This is a genomic window from Nonlabens agnitus, assembly GCF_002994045.1.
GTDB lineage: Bacteria > Bacteroidota > Bacteroidia > Flavobacteriales > Flavobacteriaceae > Nonlabens > Nonlabens agnitus.
On the sequence record NZ_MQUC01000003.1, the window covers coordinates 1,624,455 to 1,647,355 of the forward strand.

Annotated in this window: 25 protein-coding genes; 9 read left to right on the top strand and 16 right to left on the bottom strand. The window is 41.2% G+C overall.

Annotated elements, in window-relative coordinates; translation table 11 throughout:
- Positions 1-2: 2 nt before the first annotated feature.
- Complete coding sequence (locus BST86_RS07495; RefSeq protein ID WP_105982723.1) at positions 3-644, top strand: hypothetical protein; 642 nt, start codon at positions 3-5, stop codon at positions 642-644.
- Between the two features lie 120 nt (positions 645-764).
- Here the strand turns inward: BST86_RS07495 and BST86_RS07500 are convergent, their stop codons facing one another.
- From BST86_RS07500 to BST86_RS07530, 7 genes are all read right to left on the bottom strand, one after another.
- Positions 765-1,244: a hypothetical protein gene (locus tag BST86_RS07500; protein ID WP_105982724.1), complete on the bottom strand. Its 480-nt coding sequence runs from the start codon at positions 1,242-1,244 to the stop codon at positions 765-767.
- A gap of 55 nt (positions 1,245-1,299) precedes the next feature.
- Positions 1,300-2,019: a 3-ketoacyl-ACP reductase gene (locus BST86_RS07505; protein ID WP_105982725.1), complete on the bottom strand. Its 720-nt coding sequence runs from the start codon at positions 2,017-2,019 to the stop codon at positions 1,300-1,302.
- Positions 2,020-2,062: 43 nt separating this feature from the next.
- Positions 2,063-3,160, bottom strand: coding sequence for an L-dopachrome tautomerase-related protein (locus BST86_RS07510; protein ID WP_105982726.1), 1,098 nt, complete (start codon positions 3,158-3,160; stop codon positions 2,063-2,065).
- Between the two features lie 227 nt (positions 3,161-3,387).
- On the bottom strand, positions 3,388-4,830 hold the full coding sequence (locus tag BST86_RS07515) for a TolC family protein (protein WP_242446489.1): 1,443 nt from the start codon (positions 4,828-4,830) through the stop codon (positions 3,388-3,390).
- Between the two features lies 1 nt (position 4,831).
- Positions 4,832-6,187, bottom strand: a complete 1,356-nt coding sequence (locus BST86_RS07520) for an HlyD family secretion protein (RefSeq protein ID WP_105982728.1) — start codon at positions 6,185-6,187, stop codon at positions 4,832-4,834.
- A gap of 2 nt (positions 6,188-6,189) precedes the next feature.
- Positions 6,190-7,869 carry a peptidase domain-containing ABC transporter gene (locus BST86_RS07525; protein ID WP_105982729.1) on the bottom strand — a complete coding sequence of 560 codons (1,680 nt, stop codon included), beginning with the start codon at positions 7,867-7,869 and terminating at the stop codon, positions 6,190-6,192.
- On the bottom strand, positions 7,866-8,543 hold the full coding sequence (locus tag BST86_RS07530; protein ID WP_105982730.1) for a TetR/AcrR family transcriptional regulator: 678 nt from the start codon (positions 8,541-8,543) through the stop codon (positions 7,866-7,868). Before BST86_RS07530 ends, BST86_RS07525 begins: the two co-directional genes overlap by 4 nt.
- 148 nt (positions 8,544-8,691) lie before the next feature.
- Here BST86_RS07530 and BST86_RS07535 point away from each other — a divergent pair, with 148 nt between their 5' ends.
- Entirely contained in the window at positions 8,692-9,366 is a 675-nt protein-coding gene (locus BST86_RS07535) for a M24 family metallopeptidase (protein ID WP_105982731.1), read from the top strand.
- 55 nt (positions 9,367-9,421) lie between these two features.
- Here the strand turns inward: BST86_RS07535 and BST86_RS07540 are convergent, their stop codons facing one another.
- The 8 genes from BST86_RS07540 to BST86_RS14750 form a co-directional block, all read right to left on the bottom strand.
- Positions 9,422-9,697, bottom strand: coding sequence for an ATP-dependent Clp protease adaptor ClpS (locus tag BST86_RS07540; protein ID WP_055413777.1), 276 nt, complete (start codon positions 9,695-9,697; stop codon positions 9,422-9,424).
- Positions 9,698-9,757: 60 nt separating this feature from the next.
- The gene (prmA, locus tag BST86_RS07545; protein WP_105982732.1) at positions 9,758-10,606 is read right to left on the bottom strand and encodes a 50S ribosomal protein L11 methyltransferase; all 849 of its coding nucleotides are present in this window, start codon (positions 10,604-10,606) and stop codon (positions 9,758-9,760) included.
- Positions 10,607-11,359 carry a triose-phosphate isomerase gene (tpiA, locus tag BST86_RS07550; RefSeq protein ID WP_105982733.1) on the bottom strand — a complete coding sequence of 251 codons (753 nt, stop codon included), beginning with the start codon at positions 11,357-11,359 and terminating at the stop codon, positions 10,607-10,609.
- Positions 11,356-11,952: a hypothetical protein gene (locus BST86_RS07555; protein ID WP_146126727.1), complete on the bottom strand. Its 597-nt coding sequence runs from the start codon at positions 11,950-11,952 to the stop codon at positions 11,356-11,358. Before BST86_RS07555 ends, tpiA begins: the two co-directional genes overlap by 4 nt.
- A 103-nt stretch (positions 11,953-12,055) precedes the next feature.
- Positions 12,056-13,129: an ABC transporter permease gene (locus tag BST86_RS07560; RefSeq protein WP_105982735.1), complete on the bottom strand. Its 1,074-nt coding sequence runs from the start codon at positions 13,127-13,129 to the stop codon at positions 12,056-12,058.
- Positions 13,126-14,220 carry a BT_3928 family protein gene (locus tag BST86_RS07565; RefSeq protein WP_105982736.1) on the bottom strand — a complete coding sequence of 365 codons (1,095 nt, stop codon included), beginning with the start codon at positions 14,218-14,220 and terminating at the stop codon, positions 13,126-13,128. Before BST86_RS07565 ends, BST86_RS07560 begins: the two co-directional genes overlap by 4 nt.
- A 113-nt stretch (positions 14,221-14,333) precedes the next feature.
- The gene (locus BST86_RS07570) at positions 14,334-15,266 is read right to left on the bottom strand and encodes a peptidylprolyl isomerase (protein WP_105982737.1); all 933 of its coding nucleotides are present in this window, start codon (positions 15,264-15,266) and stop codon (positions 14,334-14,336) included.
- Positions 15,267-15,377: 111 nt separating this feature from the next.
- Positions 15,378-15,962, bottom strand: coding sequence for a hypothetical protein (locus BST86_RS14750; RefSeq protein WP_146126728.1), 585 nt, complete (start codon positions 15,960-15,962; stop codon positions 15,378-15,380).
- 305 nt (positions 15,963-16,267) lie between these two features.
- On the opposite strand from BST86_RS14750, the gene BST86_RS07580 reads away from it, so the two are divergent.
- Positions 16,268-16,801: a hypothetical protein gene (locus tag BST86_RS07580; RefSeq protein WP_105982739.1), complete on the top strand. Its 534-nt coding sequence runs from the start codon at positions 16,268-16,270 to the stop codon at positions 16,799-16,801.
- Positions 16,802-16,892: 91 nt separating this feature from the next.
- On the opposite strand, the gene recQ is transcribed toward BST86_RS07580, so the two are convergent.
- Positions 16,893-19,085, bottom strand: a complete 2,193-nt coding sequence (recQ, locus tag BST86_RS07585; RefSeq protein ID WP_105982740.1) for a DNA helicase RecQ — start codon at positions 19,083-19,085, stop codon at positions 16,893-16,895.
- 86 nt (positions 19,086-19,171) lie between these two features.
- Between recQ and BST86_RS07590 the strand changes: the two genes are divergently transcribed.
- The 6 genes from BST86_RS07590 to BST86_RS07615 all read left to right on the top strand — a co-directional run bounded on the left by BST86_RS07590 (position 19,172) and on the right by BST86_RS07615 (position 22,812).
- Positions 19,172-20,140 (top strand): KpsF/GutQ family sugar-phosphate isomerase, encoded by a 969-nt coding sequence (locus BST86_RS07590; RefSeq protein ID WP_172443329.1) that lies wholly within the window; start codon positions 19,172-19,174, stop codon positions 20,138-20,140.
- On the top strand, positions 20,141-20,974 hold the full coding sequence (gene tatC / locus BST86_RS07595; protein WP_105982742.1) for a twin-arginine translocase subunit TatC: 834 nt from the start codon (positions 20,141-20,143) through the stop codon (positions 20,972-20,974).
- Between the two features lie 4 nt (positions 20,975-20,978).
- On the top strand, positions 20,979-21,335 hold the full coding sequence (locus BST86_RS07600; protein WP_105982743.1) for a carboxymuconolactone decarboxylase family protein: 357 nt from the start codon (positions 20,979-20,981) through the stop codon (positions 21,333-21,335).
- Positions 21,336-21,466: 131 nt separating this feature from the next.
- The gene (locus BST86_RS07605) at positions 21,467-21,820 is read left to right on the top strand and encodes a PH domain-containing protein (RefSeq protein ID WP_172443330.1); all 354 of its coding nucleotides are present in this window, start codon (positions 21,467-21,469) and stop codon (positions 21,818-21,820) included.
- A 5-nt stretch (positions 21,821-21,825) separates the two neighbouring features.
- A complete protein-coding gene (locus BST86_RS07610; RefSeq protein WP_105982745.1) occupies positions 21,826-22,398 on the top strand; it encodes a cob(I)yrinic acid a,c-diamide adenosyltransferase in 573 nt (190 codons plus the stop codon).
- A 192-nt stretch (positions 22,399-22,590) separates the two neighbouring features.
- Positions 22,591-22,812, top strand: coding sequence for a DUF2795 domain-containing protein (locus BST86_RS07615; RefSeq protein WP_055413277.1), 222 nt, complete (start codon positions 22,591-22,593; stop codon positions 22,810-22,812).
- Positions 22,813-22,901 lie beyond the last annotated feature (89 nt).

Below are 22,901 nucleotides of genomic sequence, written 5' to 3' on the forward strand. Positions count from 1 at the left end.
GTATGGATCAATTAGATATGCTAAAGTCAAAATGGCAATCGCAAAAAAGCGATTACCCTACGTATACTGCGCAGCAGCTTACTGGCCTGATCGCCAAAAAGTCGAGCAGTATCGTAAAATGGATCTTTTATATAGGTATAGGCGAATTTGTGTTATTGACGCTCATCAATATTTTCTACATGGATGGAGAAAATGTTCAAGGATATGTCGCTGCCCTGGGCGAGCCCTTGTATTACGGGTCTTATATATTTAGCTATGTTGTGGTTCTATTCTTTATTCACAGATTCTGGATCAATTACAAAAACATATCTGCAGATCAACCAGCCCGTAAGTTGATGAAGAATATTTTGAAGACCAGACGCACCATGAAATGGTACATCTGGTACAACCTTATTTTCATCATGATTTTTGGGATTATTGGAGCAGTAATGCTTCTGTTCAATTCCCCAGAGTTTTCTGAGTTGATCAACTCCACAGAATTCCAGGAACACAAGGTGCGATTTATGGCCGGCTATATTACAGTAATGGTATTATTCTTTGCCGTTTTTTGCGCAATCATCTATGGGATTTACAGTCTGATCTATGGCATACTGCTTAGAAGGCTGAAGAGAAACTATGAAGAATTAAAGAAAATGGAAGTCTAATTACCACTTCGTTATTAAAATCCCTGATCTGTACTAATGAGAATGCTTTTTTGAAGCAGAATTTAGATCTGTATAGGTTTACCATCAGATTTGGTCTCGATCTCAGCCAATCTAAATCGGCTATTCTGGTTTGTAATTCAAGGTATTCCCACGACGTAAATAACTTAAACTAAGTAGGTTCTCATTGTATTCTAACAGAGCATATTCCAATGTTTCATTTGAATTACTGATCGTCAAATAGGTGACCATTGCGGCCTCTGGGTTTGAATCATTAGCAGGCTTTCTTTCTACCGTAGAGTCGTAGACATCTCCTGGACTTTGATCTGTTCCCTTATAAAACATGATCCATTTATCATCTCTGATCTCGATACCGGCATTAGCATCTTCTGTGCTAATCCAGCGGCCGTTTTTGAAACTGACGACGGCGTCATCATACTCTTCTTTAGCTGGAGACATTTCTTCTGGTGATGTAATTTCCTCTGTAGCAGCTTCAACTTCTACCTCTGATTGTTGACTTTTGTTACAAGCAATGGCAGCCATGAAGACCATGATCAAGATGCTCATCTTTATTAGAAATGCCTTTTTCATAGACTTATTCATTGACCTTGTATTAATAGTTAAGGTCAATATTTCAAAAGTTTGAATCAAATAACTACTATGGATTGGTGGACCACAACGCAGCGCTCTTCATCATGGCGCGACGTGGCAATTTCAATCCAGCCACTACCAGTTGTGCAAAATCTTCAGGTTGTAGAACACTGTCTTCTGAATCTTTATCAGCTATTCCCAGCTCTACCGTCATATCTGTAGCAATGGTGCTAGGAGTAAGCGTACAAACCCTGATGTTGTTCTTGCGTACTTCTTTCATCAAAGATTCTGACATACCAATGACAGCAAATTTTGATGCAGAATATGCCGATGTGTTGGCATTACCCGAAAGTCCTGCCGTGGAGCTCACGTTAATGATGTCTCCTTCATTTTTATCGATAAGGTGCGGTAAAACTTCTTTGGTCATGTAATACATTCCCATCACATTGGTCTGTATTATCTGTGACCACTGCTCGACTTCCATCTCTTGAAAAGAACCAAATGCTGCGATTCCTGCATTGTTCACCAGGATATCCACAGATCCAAGCTTACTAATAAGATCGTTCACGCCAGTTTTGACCTCTTCGTGATTACTCACATCAAAAGTCGCGAAGAAGGCTTTCACTCCTATTTTTTCCAGCTCGCTAACGGTATCTTGCAAGGCAGATTCATCTCTTCCCGTAACTGCTACGTCGATTCCTTCTTTCGCGAAAGCGATCGCCATGGCTTTCCCTAATCCTCGACTACCACCAGTGATAATGGCTTTTTTATTTTTAATATGGCTCATATGTGTATCGTTGTTGTTTGTGAATTTTTATTTGCACCAATAACTAGTTGGTAGGCAGCGGTGTTTTGTTAAGTGTAAAGGTCATGTTTGAAATGTCACCGGTAGCCTCATTGATTCTGGAGTTGGTATAGTACAACTCATTATTGTAAATGCTAAACGTGTCTGCCCAGCGAACCTTATCTCCTTCGACCAAAGTATGGATCGAGCCATCTGGTTTTCTGTATTGAATTTTGTTGTGCTCTAGATCTGCGAAATATAGATTGCCATTAGCATCTAAGATCATCCCATCCGGAGCTGCGGTCGTACCCAAATCAGTCACACTTTGATCGATTTGCTTCTCGCTTTGAGTAAGTAAATCATCTGTTGGGATGGAATACAAACTGTAGGCTGTCAGCGCATGATAATACAACTGATTGTTGACCGCATCTAACGCAATACCATCAGAATTGATGGTGCCTTCCCATTTTTTACCATCAAAAGTGAGATAAGACTGCTCTGCTGTGGTAGATGGATGCTCGTTAAGGATTCTTCGAGAATTTCCGCTCTCGCGATCGATCACGATCAATCCTGCGTGACCAGAGTCGGTCAAGTAAATCATGTTCTTAATGGGATCAACGCGCAAGTCGTTGATATAGGAATCTGGGAAATAGCTGGAAGTTCCTAAAGTGTAGGTTTTTTTTAATTCATCAGATTCTAGATCAAATACGTAAATGCGCGGTGCATCCAGCACCTCTTGGAACTTGACACTTCTTGTATCAATCACATATAATTCATTCTCAAAAGCTATTACCGACTGTACGCCTACAAATTGATCCATTTGTGTAGGCTGTCCTATTTCCCAAGCGTTCCAAACTTCGTTCGGGTAGCTTTGTTGGGATTGATCTGCTTTGATTTCTACTACGGAGTTCTTCACACCTTCACGCCATCTAGGAAAATTCACAAAAATGCGCCCGTCAGCAGTCAGAGTCACTCCGGTGACCTGTTGACCTGTGAAGCTGGCAACTTCAGTAATGGTTTGTGAAGTGGAGTCTACAGCTAGAGACTCTTCTTGAATGGATTCGGTGGGCTTAGTTTCTTTGCAGGATGCAAGAAAGGCAACCGATAATAGTATAAAAACAGTGTGTTTTAAGAAAGTGCTCATAGATTGGATTTCAAAATTGCGACGCTCTTTATCGTCGTCGCTTTAAAGAAAACCAAAGTTAAAAACCGAAGCCTCGATACGCTCCTAAACCCTTCATAAAACTGATGGCAAAGAATGAATCAGTTCTTCAGGAAGTTTAATAGATGAAAGACCTTTTGAGTATTCGCTTTCGCGAAAGCGAGATTCAAAACCTGCTTTTCAAAATGAGAAAAGTTAGGAAATTTACATTACAGATTCTCAGGCAATATCACCAGGCTTCTAAATAAGGCAGCCTTGGATTCAAACAACTTTTTTTGAACCTCTAATTGCTTTAATTGAGCCTCAATAAACTTGACTTCCCTAGAGTTGATCAAGAAAAGAGAACTGTCTCCCAATTCAAACTTGCGCAGTTCACCAGCAAGCAGTTGTGCCGTACCGGTAGTTAAGTTAGACGAGATATCTAGCTGTCTGTTGTAACCTTCCAACTCTGCAAACACAGATATGACTTTGTTGCGCAAAATGAGCGTTTCAGACTGCAGGCCGTAGCGTGCGTCATCGATCTTGATTTTGGCAAGACGTAAATCTCCACGTTCCTTCCTGGTAAAAATGGGATAGGCAAAGGTCAATCCAGCTTTGTAGTTATCCTGGGTGATGGAATTAAGCCGGTCCCAATCTGGAGTGATGAAATTGTAATCGACGGTGATTTTAGGCAAAAGCTTATTGGCTTTCAATTGCCGGTCCACATCCAGTTGATCCAACTTAAAGTTAAGCGCCTGAATTTTAGGGTGGTTTTCAACGTTAAATTCTGACAGGCTAGTTCCCATAAGTCCCAGCGTCACGTCTATGGACGAATTTAAATCGGGCTGTGGAACAACATTGGGTTGTAATTCTACCGGCACGCCATCCAGCCATAAAAAGTTGGAAAGCTGCAACCTGCTTTTGATCTCGTTCACTCTTGCCTGCTCTAATCCCAGCAATCGGTTTTGTGTTGCCACGCCAGCCTCTACCGTGTCAATCGCAGCTTTATCACCAGCGCGAGCGCTTATGATCACGCCGCGTTCTCTTGTAATGGCAGCGTCCAAAATATCGATATACACCTCAACTTCCTTAGTAGCTCGCCACCATTCAAAATAGGCCGTAGATGCATCAAATAGGATCTGGTTGACGGCAAGATCTCTTTCTGCTGCGGTTTGTTGCTCAAAGAGTCGCGCCTTGCGCAAGGTCGCCATACGATCATTGATCAACAATCCTTGTGCCAGGTCTACCTTGACTCCAGCACTGTATAAACCGCCATCTGGAACGGTAAGTGATGGATCCAGAAAGGATCCTTCATTACGCTCTGCTCCAGCCTTGAATTCTATACCATACCAAGTTGGGATCTTGAAGACACCAGCTAGTTCATCATAATATTCCGTTCCCTTAAAGTCCTTGCGGCGATAATCGACTTCAATTTTGGGATCAAAACCACCACGCGCTCGCAGCAAGTTGGCCTGACCTTCGTCCAGCAGTAGCTCTGCTTGTTTAGCAACTGGATGGTGGCGCTTGACATATCCTAAATACTCTGAAAAGCTGAGAACGGTAGTGTCCTGCAAAACTTGTTCGGGCGGTTGTTGTTGAGTTTGCTTTCGCGAAAGCGAAACAGCATCTACCTGCAACACTATTAAAAGAGCTATGAATAACGTGAACCTCATTCTATTTCTTTGTTTTAACAGTACCACTTGCATCTGTAGGCTGGTAGTAATTAGGCGGGAAGCCGTTGAGCTGACGCCATAACTCATACCACACAGGTACGTCGTCCAGCAGCGCAATCGTGTAGGCACCTGATCCCGGACGCAGCGCATCTGGCCACTCATAATCAGTTTCGTCTGGAGCGAGTAGCACTCTATATTTTCCATTTGAACTGATGAAGGTTTCTACGGCAACGATTTCTGCACCATAGGTACCGTAGCTTGCATTGGGCCATCCAGAAAATACAATGGCTGGCCAGCCGTCAAATTGCACACGCACTTTCTCGCCTACATAAAGTAACGGCAAGTCCAGTGGATCAACAAAAGTCTCTACCGCTAGGTCATAGTTGGCCGGCATGATGTTTACCAACGGCTCGCCTTCTTTAAAGGTCTCGCCTATACCAGAGACGATGGCCTTATTGATGTAACCATCTTGTGGCGCGACGATGAACAACATCCCACTACGTATGCTATAATTGGAACGATCGTTTTCTAATTTACTTACCTGTGCAGCTACATCTAACTGGGCAGACTCTGCACTGAATCGATCACTTTGAGCTTTGGCAATTTTCTCTGCATATTCCTGCTCCAAACGGTTGATGTCAATTCTTGCGTTAATGACTTCATTGCGGCTTTGAAGCAGCTTTTGCTCTTGAGAAATCAATTTTGCCTGCGTTTCTTGAAGTTTGAGACGCTTTTGTTCCACGTCTACAACAGACTTCAAACCTTCATCCTGTAGCGTTTGTTCACGAACCAGCTGGCGCTGCGCGATGTCAATATTAGTACGAGCCGCTTCCAGATCAATACTGTCACTGGTTACCTTGAATCGAGCTTGCTTGATTTTGTTTTGAGCTTGCTCGAGTTTCAATAATAGCTCTGATGCCAGCGCGCCAGTTTGTTGCGTCAATGCTTCTACTTTTTGACCGTATGCGTTAACACTATTGATCTTGGCATTAATTTGATCGCCAGTACGTTCTACTAACAATGGATCAAAATACTCACTTTTCACCTCGCTTATTTGCAGGATGGTATCTCCTTTTCTCACTCGATCGCCCTCACGTACATACCACTTTTCCAACCTACCAGGAATAGGTGATTGTAAAGTTTGAGGTCGCTGTTCTGGAGTCAAGGTAGTTACAGCTCCATTACCATTGACCGTTTGAGTCCATGGCATGAATAAAATGATAAGTAACACAATAGAGAAGCCAAAAAGGAACCGATTAAAATATTCAAAATGAGTCCTGTTGAAGACCCTTTTACCAGCTGTATATTCATTCAAATCCAGCTTGTTAATGATTTTGTTTTCTGAAATATTCAACATGCTTAGATCGATTTATCAGTTATGATTCTTCCATTTTCAAGGGTGACTACCCTACTACAATGATCCATCCATCGTGGACTCTGGCTTACCACTATAATAGACCAACCGTGAGATGGATCTGTCAAAAATTTCATGATGCGTTCGCTTTCTTCAGGTTCAAACTGATCCAACGGATCTTTAAGAATCAACATTTTAGGCTTTTTGATAATACTACGAGCGAGCACTATCTTCTTACCTACAGTATGACTTATTTGTTTCCCTTCTGGATAAATATGAGTTTCAAGTCCATAAGGTAGCATTTTGAGATATGGTAATAATCCAACATTCTCCATAGCCCAATATATTTCGTCATCAGTGATCCTTTGATCACCATAGGTAATGTTATTTCGTAGGGTACCTTCAAATGGAGTCTCACCGCTCATGGATTGACCTATGTTAGATCTGTAATAATTGAGGTTTACGCCTCTTAGGTTGGTGTTGTTTAGGTACACATTACCTTCAGTAGGTTCAATGATTCCAGCAATGAGCCTTAAAAGAGTGGACTTTCCACTGCCGTTGGGACCATTAATAACAACAGAACAATCTTTAGTGAGTTTCAATGATATGTTGTTCAATATAGGAGCCGTGCGATTTTCTACCGTATAAGTAACGTCTTCCAACTCTACCTTGAAATTCTCCTCTGTTTTAAATGGCTTTTCTCCTGTAGTGGATTCAAGTTCCTTGTCAACTACTTCACCTAATTTTTCAAGAGAAGTAAGCATGTCATAAAAAGACTCCAATCCTGAAATTATCTTTTCCACAGCACCGATGATGATCAAAATAATCAACTCTGCCGCTACAAATTGACCTATGTTCATTTGCTGGTTAAGTACTAGAAAACCTCCTATAAGAAGTAGACCGGCCGTTACTAGAACTTTAAATCCTATAAACTGGATGGCTTGTATGATGATCACCTTAAAGTGACTTTCCCTATATTCCAGATATTCTGTGGTGAGCTCATCATTGCGATCTACTGCATGAGTTGTGTTTCCAGAAAGCTTAAAGCTGATGATGGATCTGGCAACCTCTTGCAACCAGTGCGCTACCTTATACTTACTCTTGGACTCTTTTAAACTGGTCTTCAAACCCTTGTCTGCTGTAAACTTGAACAACACAAAGCCTAAACCCAATAATAGAAAGCCATAAGCGATAAAGAATGGGTGATAAAAAGAAAGTAGAATCAACCCAAAAATGATTTGCAAGATCGCGGTTGGATAATCCACCAATAATTTTGAAAGGCTTTTTTGTATGGTAAGCGTATCAAAAAAACGATTGGCCAACTCTGGCGGATAATAATTACGCAACTCACTCATCTTTATTTTCGGGAATCGATAGGCAAACTCAAACGATGACCTGGTAAAGATTTTCTGCTGGACGTTCTCTGTAATACGTATCTGCATTAATTGCAAAACCCCACCAAAGGCAACCCCTAACGTTACCACCACCACAAGCAGTATCCATGAGGTTGTTATTTGCGCACCTTGAATCAAGTTGATAATCGCCTGTATCCCTAGTGGCAGCGATAAACCCACAAGACCAGCAAAAATTGCGTAGTAAAAAATTTGATAGACATCACGTTTATCCAACTCCAGCATTCTCGTCAATCGCTGCCAGGAGGTTAGGATGTTTTTATCTTTCTTCATGTTGGTTTTACAATAAGGTGAATAAGGTTAAGGAAATAATCAGTAGCTGTAACCTCATGATTACAGTCTGTCAAAGCTGTAAAGTGACGCTTTAAAAAATGCTGGTGCAATGATCCATCTATAATCGTACTACTTAGACTCGCCGCATAATTATATTCTGGATTTACCGCCACAATCATATCGCGCAACCTAAGTACTAGTCGTTTATAAATAGAGAAATAACCGTTTTTATTTTCTTCATCTACTTCTTTGGTCAAATAGGATTTGGAATATTCTTCTACAACGATCTTACTTAGAGTTACCTCATCCACATGACCAAAATTCATGTCCTGCACTACTTCTCTCGTCAATATAGAAACTGCCGTCTCCAACCTTTCTAAAGGATCTGAAATCGTCATCGTCTTTAAAATCAACTGGTATTCCAACCAGCTCCAGTACCACGAAGTAAGGTACAACAAGAGCTTATGTTTATTTTCAAAATATCTGTAAATAGAACTCTCATTACTGCCTATTTCTTTACCCAGTTTTCTAAACGTAAACTGCTCAAAACCCATCTCATGAATCATCTGAATGCTTTTTTCCACGATCCTGCGACCCAGATCAGAAGATTCAGGATCCTTCAGAAAGATCTTTTCATTAATTTCTACCTTTAGATTTTTGAGTAGTGTATCCATTCCAAATTATTTGTGCGTAAAAATAATAGCATTACTATCATAAATCAATATCGCTAGTTTTATTTAACAAATAAAAGAATTTTCTCCTCGGGATATTTTGAGTTCGCTTTCGCGAAAGCGAACCCCAATTAATCTCTATTTTTATACCATGAGCAACACACTAGAACAACTTCAACTTGCCGAAAAAAAGGCGGCGCAGCTATTTGAAGAAATCGAAAAGCGAGCCATCATCAGAGCAGGATCGACCGAAAAACAGATCAACACACAAGTATTTGAGCTGGCTGAAGAGCTTTTTGGAATTAAGAAGTACTGGCACAAACGCATTGTTCGTGCAGGTGAGAACACCTTGCATCCCTATGATGAAAATCCACCAGATCTTGTGGTGAAGAAAGATGATATTGTCTTTCTTGATTTTGGCCCTATTCTGGAAGAATGGGAAGCAGATTATGGAAGAACTTATGTATTAGGGAATGACCCTACTAAAAAACGGCTGGCTAGCGATAGTGAGCGTTTGTGGTTTGTAGCTCAAAAACATGTTTTGGAACATCCAGAAATCACTGGCGCAGAACTGTATAATTACTGCGTCCAGTTCGCACAAGAAGCTGGATGGGAATTTGGCGGACCTATTGCCGGGCATTTGATAGGACACTTTCCACATGAGCAACTGGATGGTGAAGAAAAGACCAATTACATCCATCCAGAGAATCACGTGGCTTTAAGGGAACTAGACACCTCTGGCCAGCCAAGGCACTGGATTATTGAAATCCATCTGGTAGATCGTGAGAAAAGGATAGGCTCCTTCTTTGAGCAGATCGCGATTTGATACCATAAAAAAACCATCACAGTTGTGATGGTTTTTAGTTTTTGACTATCAGTATCTACTGAATCTCTGCAGTCAACCCTGCTTCCAGCAATTTTGAGCATCGAGGTTCTAGATCACTGTAATCGCCAGTCTTGACATTACATTTTCCCTTGTAGTGCACGATAAGGCTGCATTGTTCTGCCTGTATAGGTGTATGATCACAAGCCTCTACAAGCATATCGATCACATGGTCAAATGTATTCACCTCATCATTGAACAGGACAATTTTGTTCTCTTTTTTTTCGGCTACTTCTACATCCAGTTCTGGAAGTTCTTGTGTGTATGTACTCATTTTCATAATGATACAAAATTAAAAAAAGTTGCTCACCTACGGTATTGGTTTAACTCAAATTTACTTTTTGAGAAACATCGGCGCGATCCAATTGTCTTTTTTTCTATGTCCCTGATATTCCAGACCAGCTTGCAAACAGGCTGCTTCTATGGCCTCAAGGTCTTCCTCATAAAAACCACTAAGCAGTAACAAACCACCTGTAGACAAACATTTAGAATAGGTTGGAATATCGACTAACAGAATATTACGGTTGATATTGGCGATGATCACGTCATAAAATTTGTCCTGCAACACCTCTGCACCACCCAGAATCACCGTTACCTTATCCGCTTTGTTGCGCTCTACATTTTCCAGTGCGTTCTCATAACACCAGGTATCGATATCGACAGCATCAACGGCATTTGCACCGCGCATCTGGGCAAGTATGGCAAGAACGCCAGTACCACTTCCCATGTCCAGTACCTTTTGATTTTTAAAATCTAATTCCAGCAAATGTTCCATCATCATATAGGTAGTCTGATGATGGCCTGTCCCAAAACTCATCTTGGGCTCAATCACAATGTCATAATCCACAACGTGTTTCTCATGAAAGGGTGCTCGTACCTCACAGCGACCGTCTACCATGATGGCTTCAAAGTTGGATTCCCATTCGTGATTCCAGTTGGTTGGTGGTATTTCCGCTTTCGCGAAAGCGATATCTACATGATCACTTTGCAGGATTTCCAGATCCTTCAATAAATCTTCTTGATCCAGATCTTTCTGGATGTAAGCCAAAAGACCTTCTTCTGTCTCCATGAAACTTTCAAATCCCAAGGTGCCCAATTGGGCTGCCAAGACATCGTTCCACGGTTCTATCGGAGCTACAGTAAAGGTATACTCCACGTACAACTGATCAGTAATCTTTGACATTTAAAAGGACTTTGCGATCGCTACAAAGGAATCTGCATCCAGCGATGCGCCACCTACCAAACCACCGTCCACGTCAGGCTGGGCAAAAATTTCTTGAGCGTTAGCAGGCTTTACACTGCCACCATAAAGGATGCTCAATTTATCTGCGGTTTTCTCACCATATTTATCTTCTACAAATTTTCTAAGATGGTGGTGCATTTCCTGCGCCTGTTCTGGGCTGGCAGTCTCACCAGTTCCTATGGCCCATACGGGTTCATAGGCGATAACGATTTGTTTCCAATCTTTGGCTGTTAGCTTGAAAAGCGCCTTATCAATCTGTTCTGTAACTGTCTTAAAGTGCTCACCGCTCTTGCGCTGTTCAAGGTGTTCACCACAACAAAATATCACACGCATTCCCTTTTCAATAGCTTTGTGCGTTTTTGCGGCAAGGATATCATCTGTTTCAAGGAATACATCGCGGCGTTCTGAATGACCTAAGATCACAGTTTTGATTCCTACGCTTTGTAGCATGTCAATAGAAACCTCACCAGTAAAAGCACCGCTATCATGCTGCGACGCATTTTGTGCGATGACCTCAATAGGTGACTCTAAGGAATCGTTGAAAGCTGCATAGAGAAATGGGTGCGATGGCGCCACCATGATCTCGCAATCCAACTGCTCTGGCAATTGCTTTTTAATGTTGAAGATAAGCTCCTGCGTCATGGGCAGGTCACAGTTCATCTTCCAGTTTCCTGCTAGTATGTTGTTTCTCATAATTTTGTTTTTTGGATCACGGTTGCTGGTAATAATCTACCCATCACATTTTTAAGTGACGGTTCTATTACCAGGAATTTCCATGTATCATCTGTAGTTGACTTAACGGCTAACGCATTTTTTAAATTATCGATAGCAAATACTTCTTTCTTTTTATCAAAACGTATGGATGAATCTGGCAAGGATTCATTGAGCATATCTACGATAAATTTTGTCGTGGAGTCTCGCGATTGCTCATCATCTGTAGCATCAAATAGGTTGATGTATTTAAGCTCAAATTGTTGACGGAACTGGAATGGTATGTAAACCTGACTGCCGTCCACGATTTTACTATCCATGCTCACAACTTCTACACTATTTATTTTAACTTCAGTATCTGCGCTTTCAAAGGTTTGCTTCATTTCCTGGACCAGCTTCTCTTTGTTATAAACATTGAAGAGATTGTCAGGCATATAGGAGGTAGCTTGAGTGTACTGGCGGCTTTTCAAGGCGCTTGCATACTTGGCAAAGTCTGATTTGAGTTGGACCTCGTCACTTTGTGCAACGCCCATAAAGGATGTCGTCAGAAAAACGAACAATAAAAGATTTTTCAAGACTATTTTTTTCTGAAGCTGCATAGCTTCCGATTAAACTTATTTCAAAGATATTGAACTTAATGGTCTTTACGGCTATCTATAAGATTGGGGTGAAGCAACCTTAGTCCAACTTTACTCGTGGATCCAGCCACACATAGATCAAATCTACCAAGATATTGATCATGATAAACAATGTCGCAATCACTAAAACGGCACCCGTTATAACGGGTAGATCCAACGTATTCAACGCCTCGACAATTTCCTTGCCCAATCCATTCCAGTTAAAAATATACTCTACAAAAACGGCACCAGCCAGCATGCTGGCAAACCAACCGCTCACCGCAGTGATCACCGGATTAAGTGCATTCTTAAAGGCATGTTTTGTGATGACCTGGTATTTAGTAAGACCTTTCGCGTAAGCGGTAACAATATACTCTTGGCTCATTACTTCCAACAGGCTGTTGCGCATTAACTGGCTAATTACCGCCAACGGACGTATTCCCAAAACAACAGCTGGAAGAATCAAATTGCGCCATTGTAACTGTATGTTTTCGCCATAATCATCCAATTCATACAAGCTACCGCTCATACGTAGGCCCGTCAATTCATGCAACAGGTAACCAAATAAAAATGCGAAGATGATGGCACTGAAAAAACTAGGCACGCTCATGCCCATGGTACTGACTAACTGTATGGTATGATCTACCCAATTGCCTTTATTCAAAGCAGAGATGACTCCTAAAACAAGGCCTATCAACAAAGCAATTGTTATTGCGACCACAGCGAGAATGATGGTATTGGGCAAGGTCTCACCTATCACTAGGCTTACCTTTTTACCAGATTTTTGAAAGGATTCCCGCAAGTAAGGTAGTTTGAGCATCAAACTCGTTGCTGAAAAGCTGATCAAACGAACACCTGTGTATTTACCATCATCGTAGGTGAAATCATCACTTGAATTGGAGTGAATGGATAGCGGACTCAAATCATTGAGAAAGTACACATATTGCTGACCTAAGGATTGATCAAACCCGTATTTAGCTCGCACTGCCGCGAGTTGCTCTTCGCTTTCATTTTGTCCCAACATCATCTGTGCTGGATCTCCAGGTAATAGATAAAACAATAGGAACACGACAGTCACCACGCCATACAGTGTGAGAAACGCATACCCCAATTTTTTAATCAGGTATTGGATCATAGATTGAGCTCATCAAAATCATTCCAGTGCGATTTACCGGTGATCACGCCATTCTTGACTAATACCACACCAGGATTAGAACGTATCATTGTTTTGAGAGCTGTACCATCAGTGGTGTAAAAATTGACATCGAGCCCATAGGTTTCTTTTGCTTGATCCGTCTCGCTAGGCGCAGAAGAACTCAAAGCAATGACTCGATAGCCAGCAGCTTTAGCAGATTTCACAAACTTAGACAACTGGAGCATCCCGCGATTTTCAGCATTATTAAGGTTGTACATCACCAAAAGTGCCACTTTAGGCTCGCTTAAAATTTCTTGAGTGATGTCACCTTGTTCTTCAGAAGTTATGGCAAAATCGTGAATGGGCGGTTCAAAACCTTTTTCAAGAAGTCTGGTCTCTACTTTTGTATAATTAGGTCTTCCTTCTGGTGGTAATCCTTTGGTAGTAATTATTTCTTCTTTACCATCAACATCATAATACCAGTCATAACCATACACATCAGGTCTATCTGGATCAGGTTGCATCGCTTGGTTAATATCAGTTCCAGTTTTATAAGCTCTAAAATCTATGATAGGTAAGTGCATCAATACATAATACGCAATTCCAAAACAGCCAATCGTTACCAACATCGTGGTCAACATGCCTGTAAACTTTTTAAACAATGGCCTTATTAAAGACACATTCATAAAAAGAATCACAATCATGAACAACAAGATCACATCCTTAGTAAAACTTTGCCATGGCGTCAATGGAATAGCGTCGCCAAAACACCCACAATCAGTCACTTTATTAAAATATGCCGAATAAAACGTGAGAAACGTGAAGAAAATGATCATCAATAAAAGCGACCATACTGTGAACCTTTTTTGAAATCCAATCAACAACATCACGCCTAGAATCACTTCAAGAATGACCAAGAAAATGGCTAGAGGCAAGGCAAAAGGTTGTAAAAATTCCAATCCCAGTACCGCGGCACTAAAATATTCATCCAGCTTAAAAGAAAACCCTACAGGATCATTCAGTTTTACCAGACCACTAAAAATGAAAAGAATACCGACAAAGACCCTACAAAAACCAACTAATAACTTCATAAAAATATAATTGCCCTAAAGATACTAAGCCCAACTCGAGAAATCAGAAAAATCGTAACATGAAAAATCCCCAAACGTGAGACGCTTGGGGACTTTAATTATTTAAAAGATATTTATCTAACGGCCATCAACTCTACATCAAAGACCAATGTGGCATTAGGTGGAATCACCCCACCAGCGCCAGCACTACCATAGGCAATGTGTGATGGAATCACAAATCTTGCCTTATCGCCTACTTGCAATAACTGGATACCTTCATCCCATCCAGCAATTACCTGACCTACTCCTAACTGGAAATCGATTGGTTTTTTGCGCTCAAAGCTGGAGTCAAAGACTTTACCATTAGGAAGCATTCCTTTGTAGTGAACACTTACCATCTTTCCTTTCTCTGCTTTAGTACCAGATCCTTTATTGATGATCTTGTATCTCAAACCGCTGTCGGTTTTATCAAATCCAGCAGCAATTTCATCCAATTCTTGTTCTGCCTGCTTTCTTGCCTGTTCTTCACGGGCCTTGGCCGCACCAGTAAATTGTCGGAACGATTCTACAGCGTTGTATGCTTTAGCTTCATCACCTTCACGAATAATTTCAACGCCTTTTATTTCATCACCTTGAGCGATAGCGTCAACAACATCTTGTCCTTCTACAACCTTACCAAAAACCGTATGCTTGTCATCCAACCATGCTGTCTCTATATGAGTAATAAAAAATTGCGAGCCGTTGGAACCAGGACCAGCATTTGCCATACTCAAAACTCCAGGACCGTCATGGCGCAATTCTGGATGGAACTCATCATCAAATTTGTAACCTGGATCACCAGCACCGGTACCTTGTGGATCACCACCTTGAATCATGAAGTCTGGAATGACTCTGTGAAATTTTAATCCATTATAAAATGGTGTTCCTTGAGGTTTTGCGCTGTTTTCTAGATTTCCTTCAGCTAGTCCTACAAAATTACCAACCGTTCCCGGTGTTCTTTTGTAGTGTAATTGTAAAAGGATTTCTCCTTTAGAAGTATTTAGTTTGGCGTATAATCCGTCTTGCATGTCTATTAATTTTTCAGTTTGCAAAGTTAAGTGATCTAAAAAACAATTTTAGAACTACCACCACCAATAAAAACGCCTTGCTGGATAACAAGGCGTTTAAGTTTTAAATAGTTATTTTTTAATTTTTGCGCGTTTGAAATAAACTCCATCATCCCAATCGTTACGGGCATAGCCATCATCGAAATGTCCAAAATTATGGGAAGCACAATCGTGACGTCTTCCTAAATCTGCATAAACATCTACATGACCACGAGCGGCAATAAGTCTGCCTTTTTTATCGTATCTCACTTCTAGTCCGCCAACACGATCCAGAATACCGCGGTAATAGTCCACATCCAGACGGCCTATTCTAGCGACAGTACCATCACGATTGTAGGATACTCTCGTGTTATTGATCAAAGTCAATTGACCTAATCTGTTATAACGTACATTTCCTTGGCTCACGCCTACACTGCGTCGTCTATTCATAGCGGGCCTTATGCAAATCGTAGCATTTGAGTATCTAGGAATGTTAAACTCCAGCCTGCCGTCAGGATAGAGGGCAAAATCAATAAAATTGTGAGTGAACAGTACCGGCTGCACTTTCTTGTAACGCTTTGAGTACCCTTCGATAAGTCCATCGCTTGAGGATGTGTCCATTGCCTGCGCAGTAGTCAACATTAGACAAGCTGCCATAAATAGTAGAATTTTTTTCATAACTATAGTATTAGGGTGTCGCCTACTCTATAAGCTTTTCGGCATCCGCTTATAGAGTGGATTCCAAGCATCGTGCCATTTACGAAATCGTTTGCGTAACTCGTTTGTAAAGATTGGATCAAATCACTATTAATGAATAGAATGAGTTCGCTTTCGCGAAAGCGAAATATTCTTCAGACCACATCTATTCCAACTGCTTTTGAGATAGCAGAAACCCATTTTACAGGTCCGTAAGTTGGAAATGAGCAAAAAAATATCCTTTAAAATCTAATGATATTTACGGTCGGCCGTTATCTTCGTTTTCTATGAAAACCAAAAAGACCTTTCTCAGAACAATTTTGGCACTATGCCTCATCATCGTCACAACCTCCTGCGGGTCCTCTGATGACGATTGTATGCGATCCATCGTCGTTCCTCAATTTTATCAAGTGGGCAATCAAATCTACACAACTCAAGGCACGATAGACGTACCTTGCGATTTTCCAGATCCTACTGCGGCGCAACCTATTGAACCACCATTTCTAGCAGATTTTTCTTACGAGATTCTTTTCTTTGAATTCACGCCTGATACTGGAAACGACACCAGAAGGCTGCAGTTTGACATCCAATTGAATAACAACAGTAATGCCGCTATCACAGGACAACCTATTAGCACCGTAGTAGCAGATGAGATTACTACTACAGGCAGTTTATTTGTTAATGAAGCAACAGAACCTTGTCTCAACATACCAGCAAACTCCAGCTGCATATTCTCTGTAGATTTTGAAGAACGCCTGGATGTAGGTATTATCAATTCTATTGAAATAACAAACGTCCAGTATCTTTTGAATGATAATTGATTTTATAGACGATTAAACTCCACTAAAAATGCCCAGCGATTGCTGGGCATTTTTGGTAATGAAATTTGAAATCAATTAGCTGTTACTACAGTTAATTCCCAACCTCACTAATAAACTTCAAACGATACAAGCGGATTTCCTCTTCCTCGTACTCGCCGTCAAACTCTTCCATGGCGGCATCGATGTGGTCGTTTTCGGCTTCTAGGAAGTATTCATGTAAATCCTCCTGTTGCTCCTCATCCAGCATCTCGTCTACCCAGTAACTTATGTTGAGCTTTGTACCGCTAAAAACGATACTTTCCAACTCATTGATAAGTTCGTGCATTTCCATGCCCTTGGCATCTGCAATGTCATCAAAAGAAAGTTTACGGTCAATGCTGGTAATGAAATATAGTTTATTGCCAGATTTAGTACCAGTAGATTTTATCACTAAGTCATCAGCTCTAGTGATGTCATTATCTTCTACATATCGCGCGATCAACTCTACGAACGGTTTACCAAATTTACGAGCCTTACCATCTCCTACTCCATGGATGTTTGCCATCTCTTCCAGAGTAATAGGATATTTTGTGGCCATATCATCAATCGATGGATCTTGAAATACTACATATGGTGGCACTTTCTTTTGAGTGGCGACTTTTTTGCGCAGTTCCTTGAGCATCTTGACCAGCTTATCGTCCAGTGCTGCTGCTTTACCAGATGCCGCTGGCATGGAATCTTCTTGATGATAGGTATGATCATCACTCATCATAAAGGTCTTTCCTGTTTTTAGGAATTCGCGACCCGCATCTGTAATCTTAAGCGTTCCATAAGATTCTATGTCCTTTCTTATATAGCGCGCGACCATTACCTGTCGTATCAAGGCAGTCCAGAAGGCTGGTTCCTTGTCCTTACCACTACCAAAATATTCATGGGAATCCAGCTTGTGACTGGTAATCATCGCATTGCTTTTACCTACTAGAATCTTGACAATATCCTTGGCTTTATAACGCTCGCCTGCAGCATCAATCACTTCGATCAGTTTTTTGACGTCGTCAACGGCTTCCCGCTGTGGTTTTGGGTTGCGCATGTTATCGTCCATGTCACCGCCATCGCCTGAGGCTGGATCAAATTCCTCACCAAAATAATGCAGGATGAACTGCCTGCGGCTCATGCTCGTTTCTGCATAGCCTACCATTTCCTGTAACAAGGCGTGTCCTATCTCTTGTTCGGCAATAGGTTTGCCAGACATGAATTTCTCGAGCTTTTCAATATCTTTATAACTATAGTAGGCTAGACAGTGACCTTCACCACCATCACGACCGGCACGACCGGTTTCTTGATAATAGGATTCAATACTTTTTGGGATATCATGATGGATTACAAAACGCACATCTGGCTTATCGATTCCCATACCAAAGGCAATCGTCGCCACCACCACGTCTACATCTTCCATCAGGAATTTATCTTGATGAGAAGCCCTGGTCTTGCCATCAAGACCTGCGTGATACGGCACGGCTTTGATACCATTGACTTGAAGCACTTGCGACAATTCTTCCACACGCTTGCGAGACAAGCAGTAAACAATTCCAGACTTGCCTTCATTTTGTTTTATAAATCGCGTGATGTCTGCATCCACCTGATCGGTCTTGGGACGTACTTCATAAAATAGATTTGGTCTATTGAACGAAGCTTTATACGTGGTAGCATTGGGAATTTGAAGGTTCTTGAGGATATCTTCCTGTACTTTAGGTGTCGCCGTTGCCGTCAACCCTATAATAGGAATATCGTCACCTATACGATCAATGATACGTCTAAGATTCCTGTATTCTGGTCTAAAATCATGACCCCATTCACTAATACAATGCGCCTCGTCGACCGCGAGAAAACTGATCTTCTGATCCTTCAGGAATTCTACGTACTCTTCTTTAGTAAGAGATTCTGGTGCCACATAGAGCAATTTTGTGACTCCATTGACAATATCATCCTTGACTCGTTGCACCTCGCTTTTATTCAGGCTGCTGTTCAAAACGTGCGCCACGCCTTCATCATCTGATATACCACGTATGGCATCTACCTGATTCTTCATCAACGCAATGAGTGGTGAAACTATGATCGCCGTACCGTCCTGCATGAGTGCAGGCAACTGATAGCAAAGTGATTTACCACCGCCAGTAGGCATAATGACAAATACATCTTCCTGATTTAATACTGAAGTGACCACGCTTTTTTGCAGTCCTCTAAACTGACTAAAACCGAAGTATTTTTTGAGGTTTTCCTCTAATCCAGATTGCTTAAATGCCATACGGCTGCTCCCTTTTTGTTTATCTTTGTTCGCTACAATTTACAATTAAATTCGTTTCTCACAAACGATATAAACAGCGAACGCTCTTGAGCAACACAAATAAAATTCTGGAAGTCGCCCGCCGCACGATTCGTATCGAGGCAAATGCCATTAAGGAGCTGGAAGATTGTGTGGATATCGCTTTCGCGAAAGCGGTGCAACACATACACACCTCAAACGGCAGAGTCATCATTACTGGTATAGGCAAAAGCGCCATCATTGCACAGAAAATCGTGGCCACCATGAACAGCACTGGTACGCCAGCGATTTTCATGCACGCCGCAGATGCCATACATGGTGACCTGGGAATCGTTCAAAAAAACGACGTGGTGATTTGTATTTCAAAAAGTGGAAACACTCCAGAAATAAAGGTACTCGTTCCACTTATTAAGAATTTTGACAATAAACTAATTGCGATTACCAGTAATAAGGAATCCTTTTTAGGCACCGAAGCAGATTTTATACTGCACGCTCCTATTGCCGAGGAAGCTTGCCCCAACAACCTTGCTCCTACCACAAGTACCACGGCGCAACTAGTCATGGGTGATGCCCTAGCGATAAGCCTGCTGGAATTGAAAGGCTTCACAGATGCAGATTTTGCCCGCTACCATCCAGGTGGTGCGCTAGGTAAAAAACTTTATTTAAGAGTAAAAGATCTGGCAGATCAACGACCAAAACCTCAAGTGATACCACAAACATCAATGCGTGAGGTGATCGTGAATATTTCAGAAAACATGCTGGGAATGACCGTCGTTGTTGAAGATCAAAAAATACTGGGCATCATTACAGATGGTGATTTAAGACGCATGCTCACCAGCGGTAAAGATATTGACTCGCTAGTAGCCAGTGATATCATGACCGCAAACCCTAAAACTATTCCTGCAGACGCTATGGCCATACAGGCACGCGAGCTCATGGAAGAGAAGCATATTTCTCAGCTCGTGACCATTGACGATCAAAATCATTATGCCGGTGTGGTTCACATTCATGATGTAATCAGAGAAGGAATTATCTAGATGGCAAGAAAGAAAGTTGACCCCAATAACATGTCCTTTCTGGACCACGTAGAGGAATTACGCTGGTGTATAATCAGGTCCCTAGTGGGAATTATGATTGGTGCCGTTGTGGTATTCATTGCAAAGGATTTTGTCTTTGATACCATCATTTTTGGACCTAAACGTGCCGATTTCTTCACCTATGACTTCTTTTGTAACATAGGTAGGTTCTTTGGGATTGAAAGCGACTTTTGCGATCCTAACTTTGGTTTTAAAGTGCAGTCCAAAGAGATGTCAGATGAATTTTCGGCTCACATTTGGACCTCTATTACCTTAGGATTTGTGATTGCTTTTCCTTGGGTGTTATATCAAGTATGGAAGTTTATCGCTCCAGGACTTAAGAGTAATGAGAAAAAGTACAGCAGCGGTTTCATTTTTGTGAGTTCGCTATTGTTCTTCATAGGTGTGGTTTTTGGCTACTATATCATTGCACCCTTATCGGTCCACTTTATGGTGACATATAATTTGAGCGCAGAAGTGGTAACCGAGCCTAGCCTGGCGAGTTATATCGCCTACATTCGAGCATCTGTTTTGGCTTCTGGTTTATTATTTGAATTGCCCATCATCATTTATTTCTTAACTAAGATTGGTCTGGTAACACCAGAGATTATGCGCAAGTCGCGCAAGTTCGCCCTGGTGATTGTATTGATCGTGGCCGCGGTCATCACACCACCAGACATCGCAAGCCAGGTGATTGTAGCGATTCCAGTATTATTGCTTTATGAAGTAAGTATTTATATATCAAAGTTCGTCTTGATGAGAGACGCACGCAGAAAAAGAAAATTAGCAGCATAACAAAATGAGCGACTTAGTAAAAGAATTCAACGAGTATCGTGAGCGCATGAATGGCGCTATTACTCAGGATAACAATAAGATCCTTAAACGTATCTTCAACCTCGATACCAATGCATTTACAGCAGGCGCACTGGACAAGAAAACCAAAGAGTTATTGGGTCTTGTCGCCAGTACGGTACTGCGATGTGATGATTGTGTAAAATATCACCTTGAAGAAAGTCACAAGGCAGGTTTGTCCAAAGAAGAAGTTGTGGAAGCTTTATCCATTGCAACACTTGTAGGTGGTACCATCGTGATACCACATTTGCGCCGTGCTTATGAATATTGGGACGCTGTAGAGCAGCAAGCTAAAGCTGAATAAAAATCAATGAGCTAAAGATGAGATTTAATAGTAAAAAAGGACTTTTAATGCTAAGTGTGATAGTATTTGTTACCACATTGTTGCTCTATCTTCTTTTCTCATCTTTAAGCAATACGCAAAAAAACCTCGCAATGTGGATTCCCAGTATCGTGTTGATGCTAGCAGTTCCTGTTTTCCTGCTATGGATTTACCTTCAGACCTATTACGTTTTGGAAGATGGTGAACTTAAATACGTGTCTGGTCCCATAAGAGGATCTGTCAGGATCTCGAAGATTGAACAGGTAATTAAAAACACAACTCTTTGGGTTGGCTTGAAACCAGCGACTGCTCGCAACGGTATCATCGTCAAATATGATAATTACAATGAACTATACATTAGCCCAGCTAACAATGAGAAGTTCATTGAAAAACTATTGGAGCTCAATCCCGATATTGTCGTCAAGGACGACAAGGATGATATTTTTCCAGGCGCTCCTATCAATTAAAATTTATGAAAATTTATACCAAGACTGGTGACACAGGAGAAACTTCTCTTTTTGGAGGCACTCGAGTTCCTAAAAGTAATATGAGAATTGACAGTTATGGAACCGTTGATGAACTCAATTCATGGATGGGATTGCTTAGAGACCAACCAGTGGACGATGCGACAAAAAAGTTTATCATAGAAATCCAAGACCACCTTTTTACCATAGGCGCGATTCTAGCCACACCACCAGAAAAGGAATTGCTCAAAAATGGCCAAGAGCGACTTAACATCTCTAAAATTTCTGACGATCACGTGGCGCAACTAGAGACTCAGATGGATCTAATGGAAGAAGGTTTACCGCAAATGACGCACTTTATATTGCCAGGCGGCCATCAGTCTGTGTCATTCTGTCACATAACAAGGACCGTTTGTAGACGTGCAGAGCGTCTCGCTGTGGATTTGAATATCAGCGAGCCCATCGATCCACAAGTGATCAAGTATTTAAACAGACTTTCTGACTACCTATTTGTATTGGCACGCAAGTTGTCTAAAGATCTACAAGCAGAAGAGATCAAGTGGATTCCTAAAAAACATTAGATCATAATTAGCAGTTTCATTTAAGACGATTTGCTAGTTCAACCTTGAGGATTCACACTTTACATTTTGACAAAACAATTTGATTTCCAAAAGCTTAACCGCTCTTTAAAATCTTGAATCTTAAATTATCAAAAAAATTTGGAAAAGTGGACAAACGGTCTATTTTTGCAAAAAAAATAAACGAGTAAAATTATGTATTGGACACTAGAACTTGCATCCTATTTAAGCGATGCGCCTTGGCCAGCAGAAAAGGATGAGCTTATCGACTATGCCATCCGTACCGGTGCACCTCTAGAGGTTGTAGAAAACCTGCAAGCTATTGAGGATGAAGGTGATTCTTATGAGTCTATCCAGGAAATCTGGCCAGACTATCCTACAGACGATGATTACCTCTGGAATGAGGATGAATACTAGACACCTATAACTTTCAAAAAGTCTCGTAATGAGGCTTTTTTTTTGCTTTAAATTTAAGACCTTAGCAAGAGCGATTTAAAATATTTAAA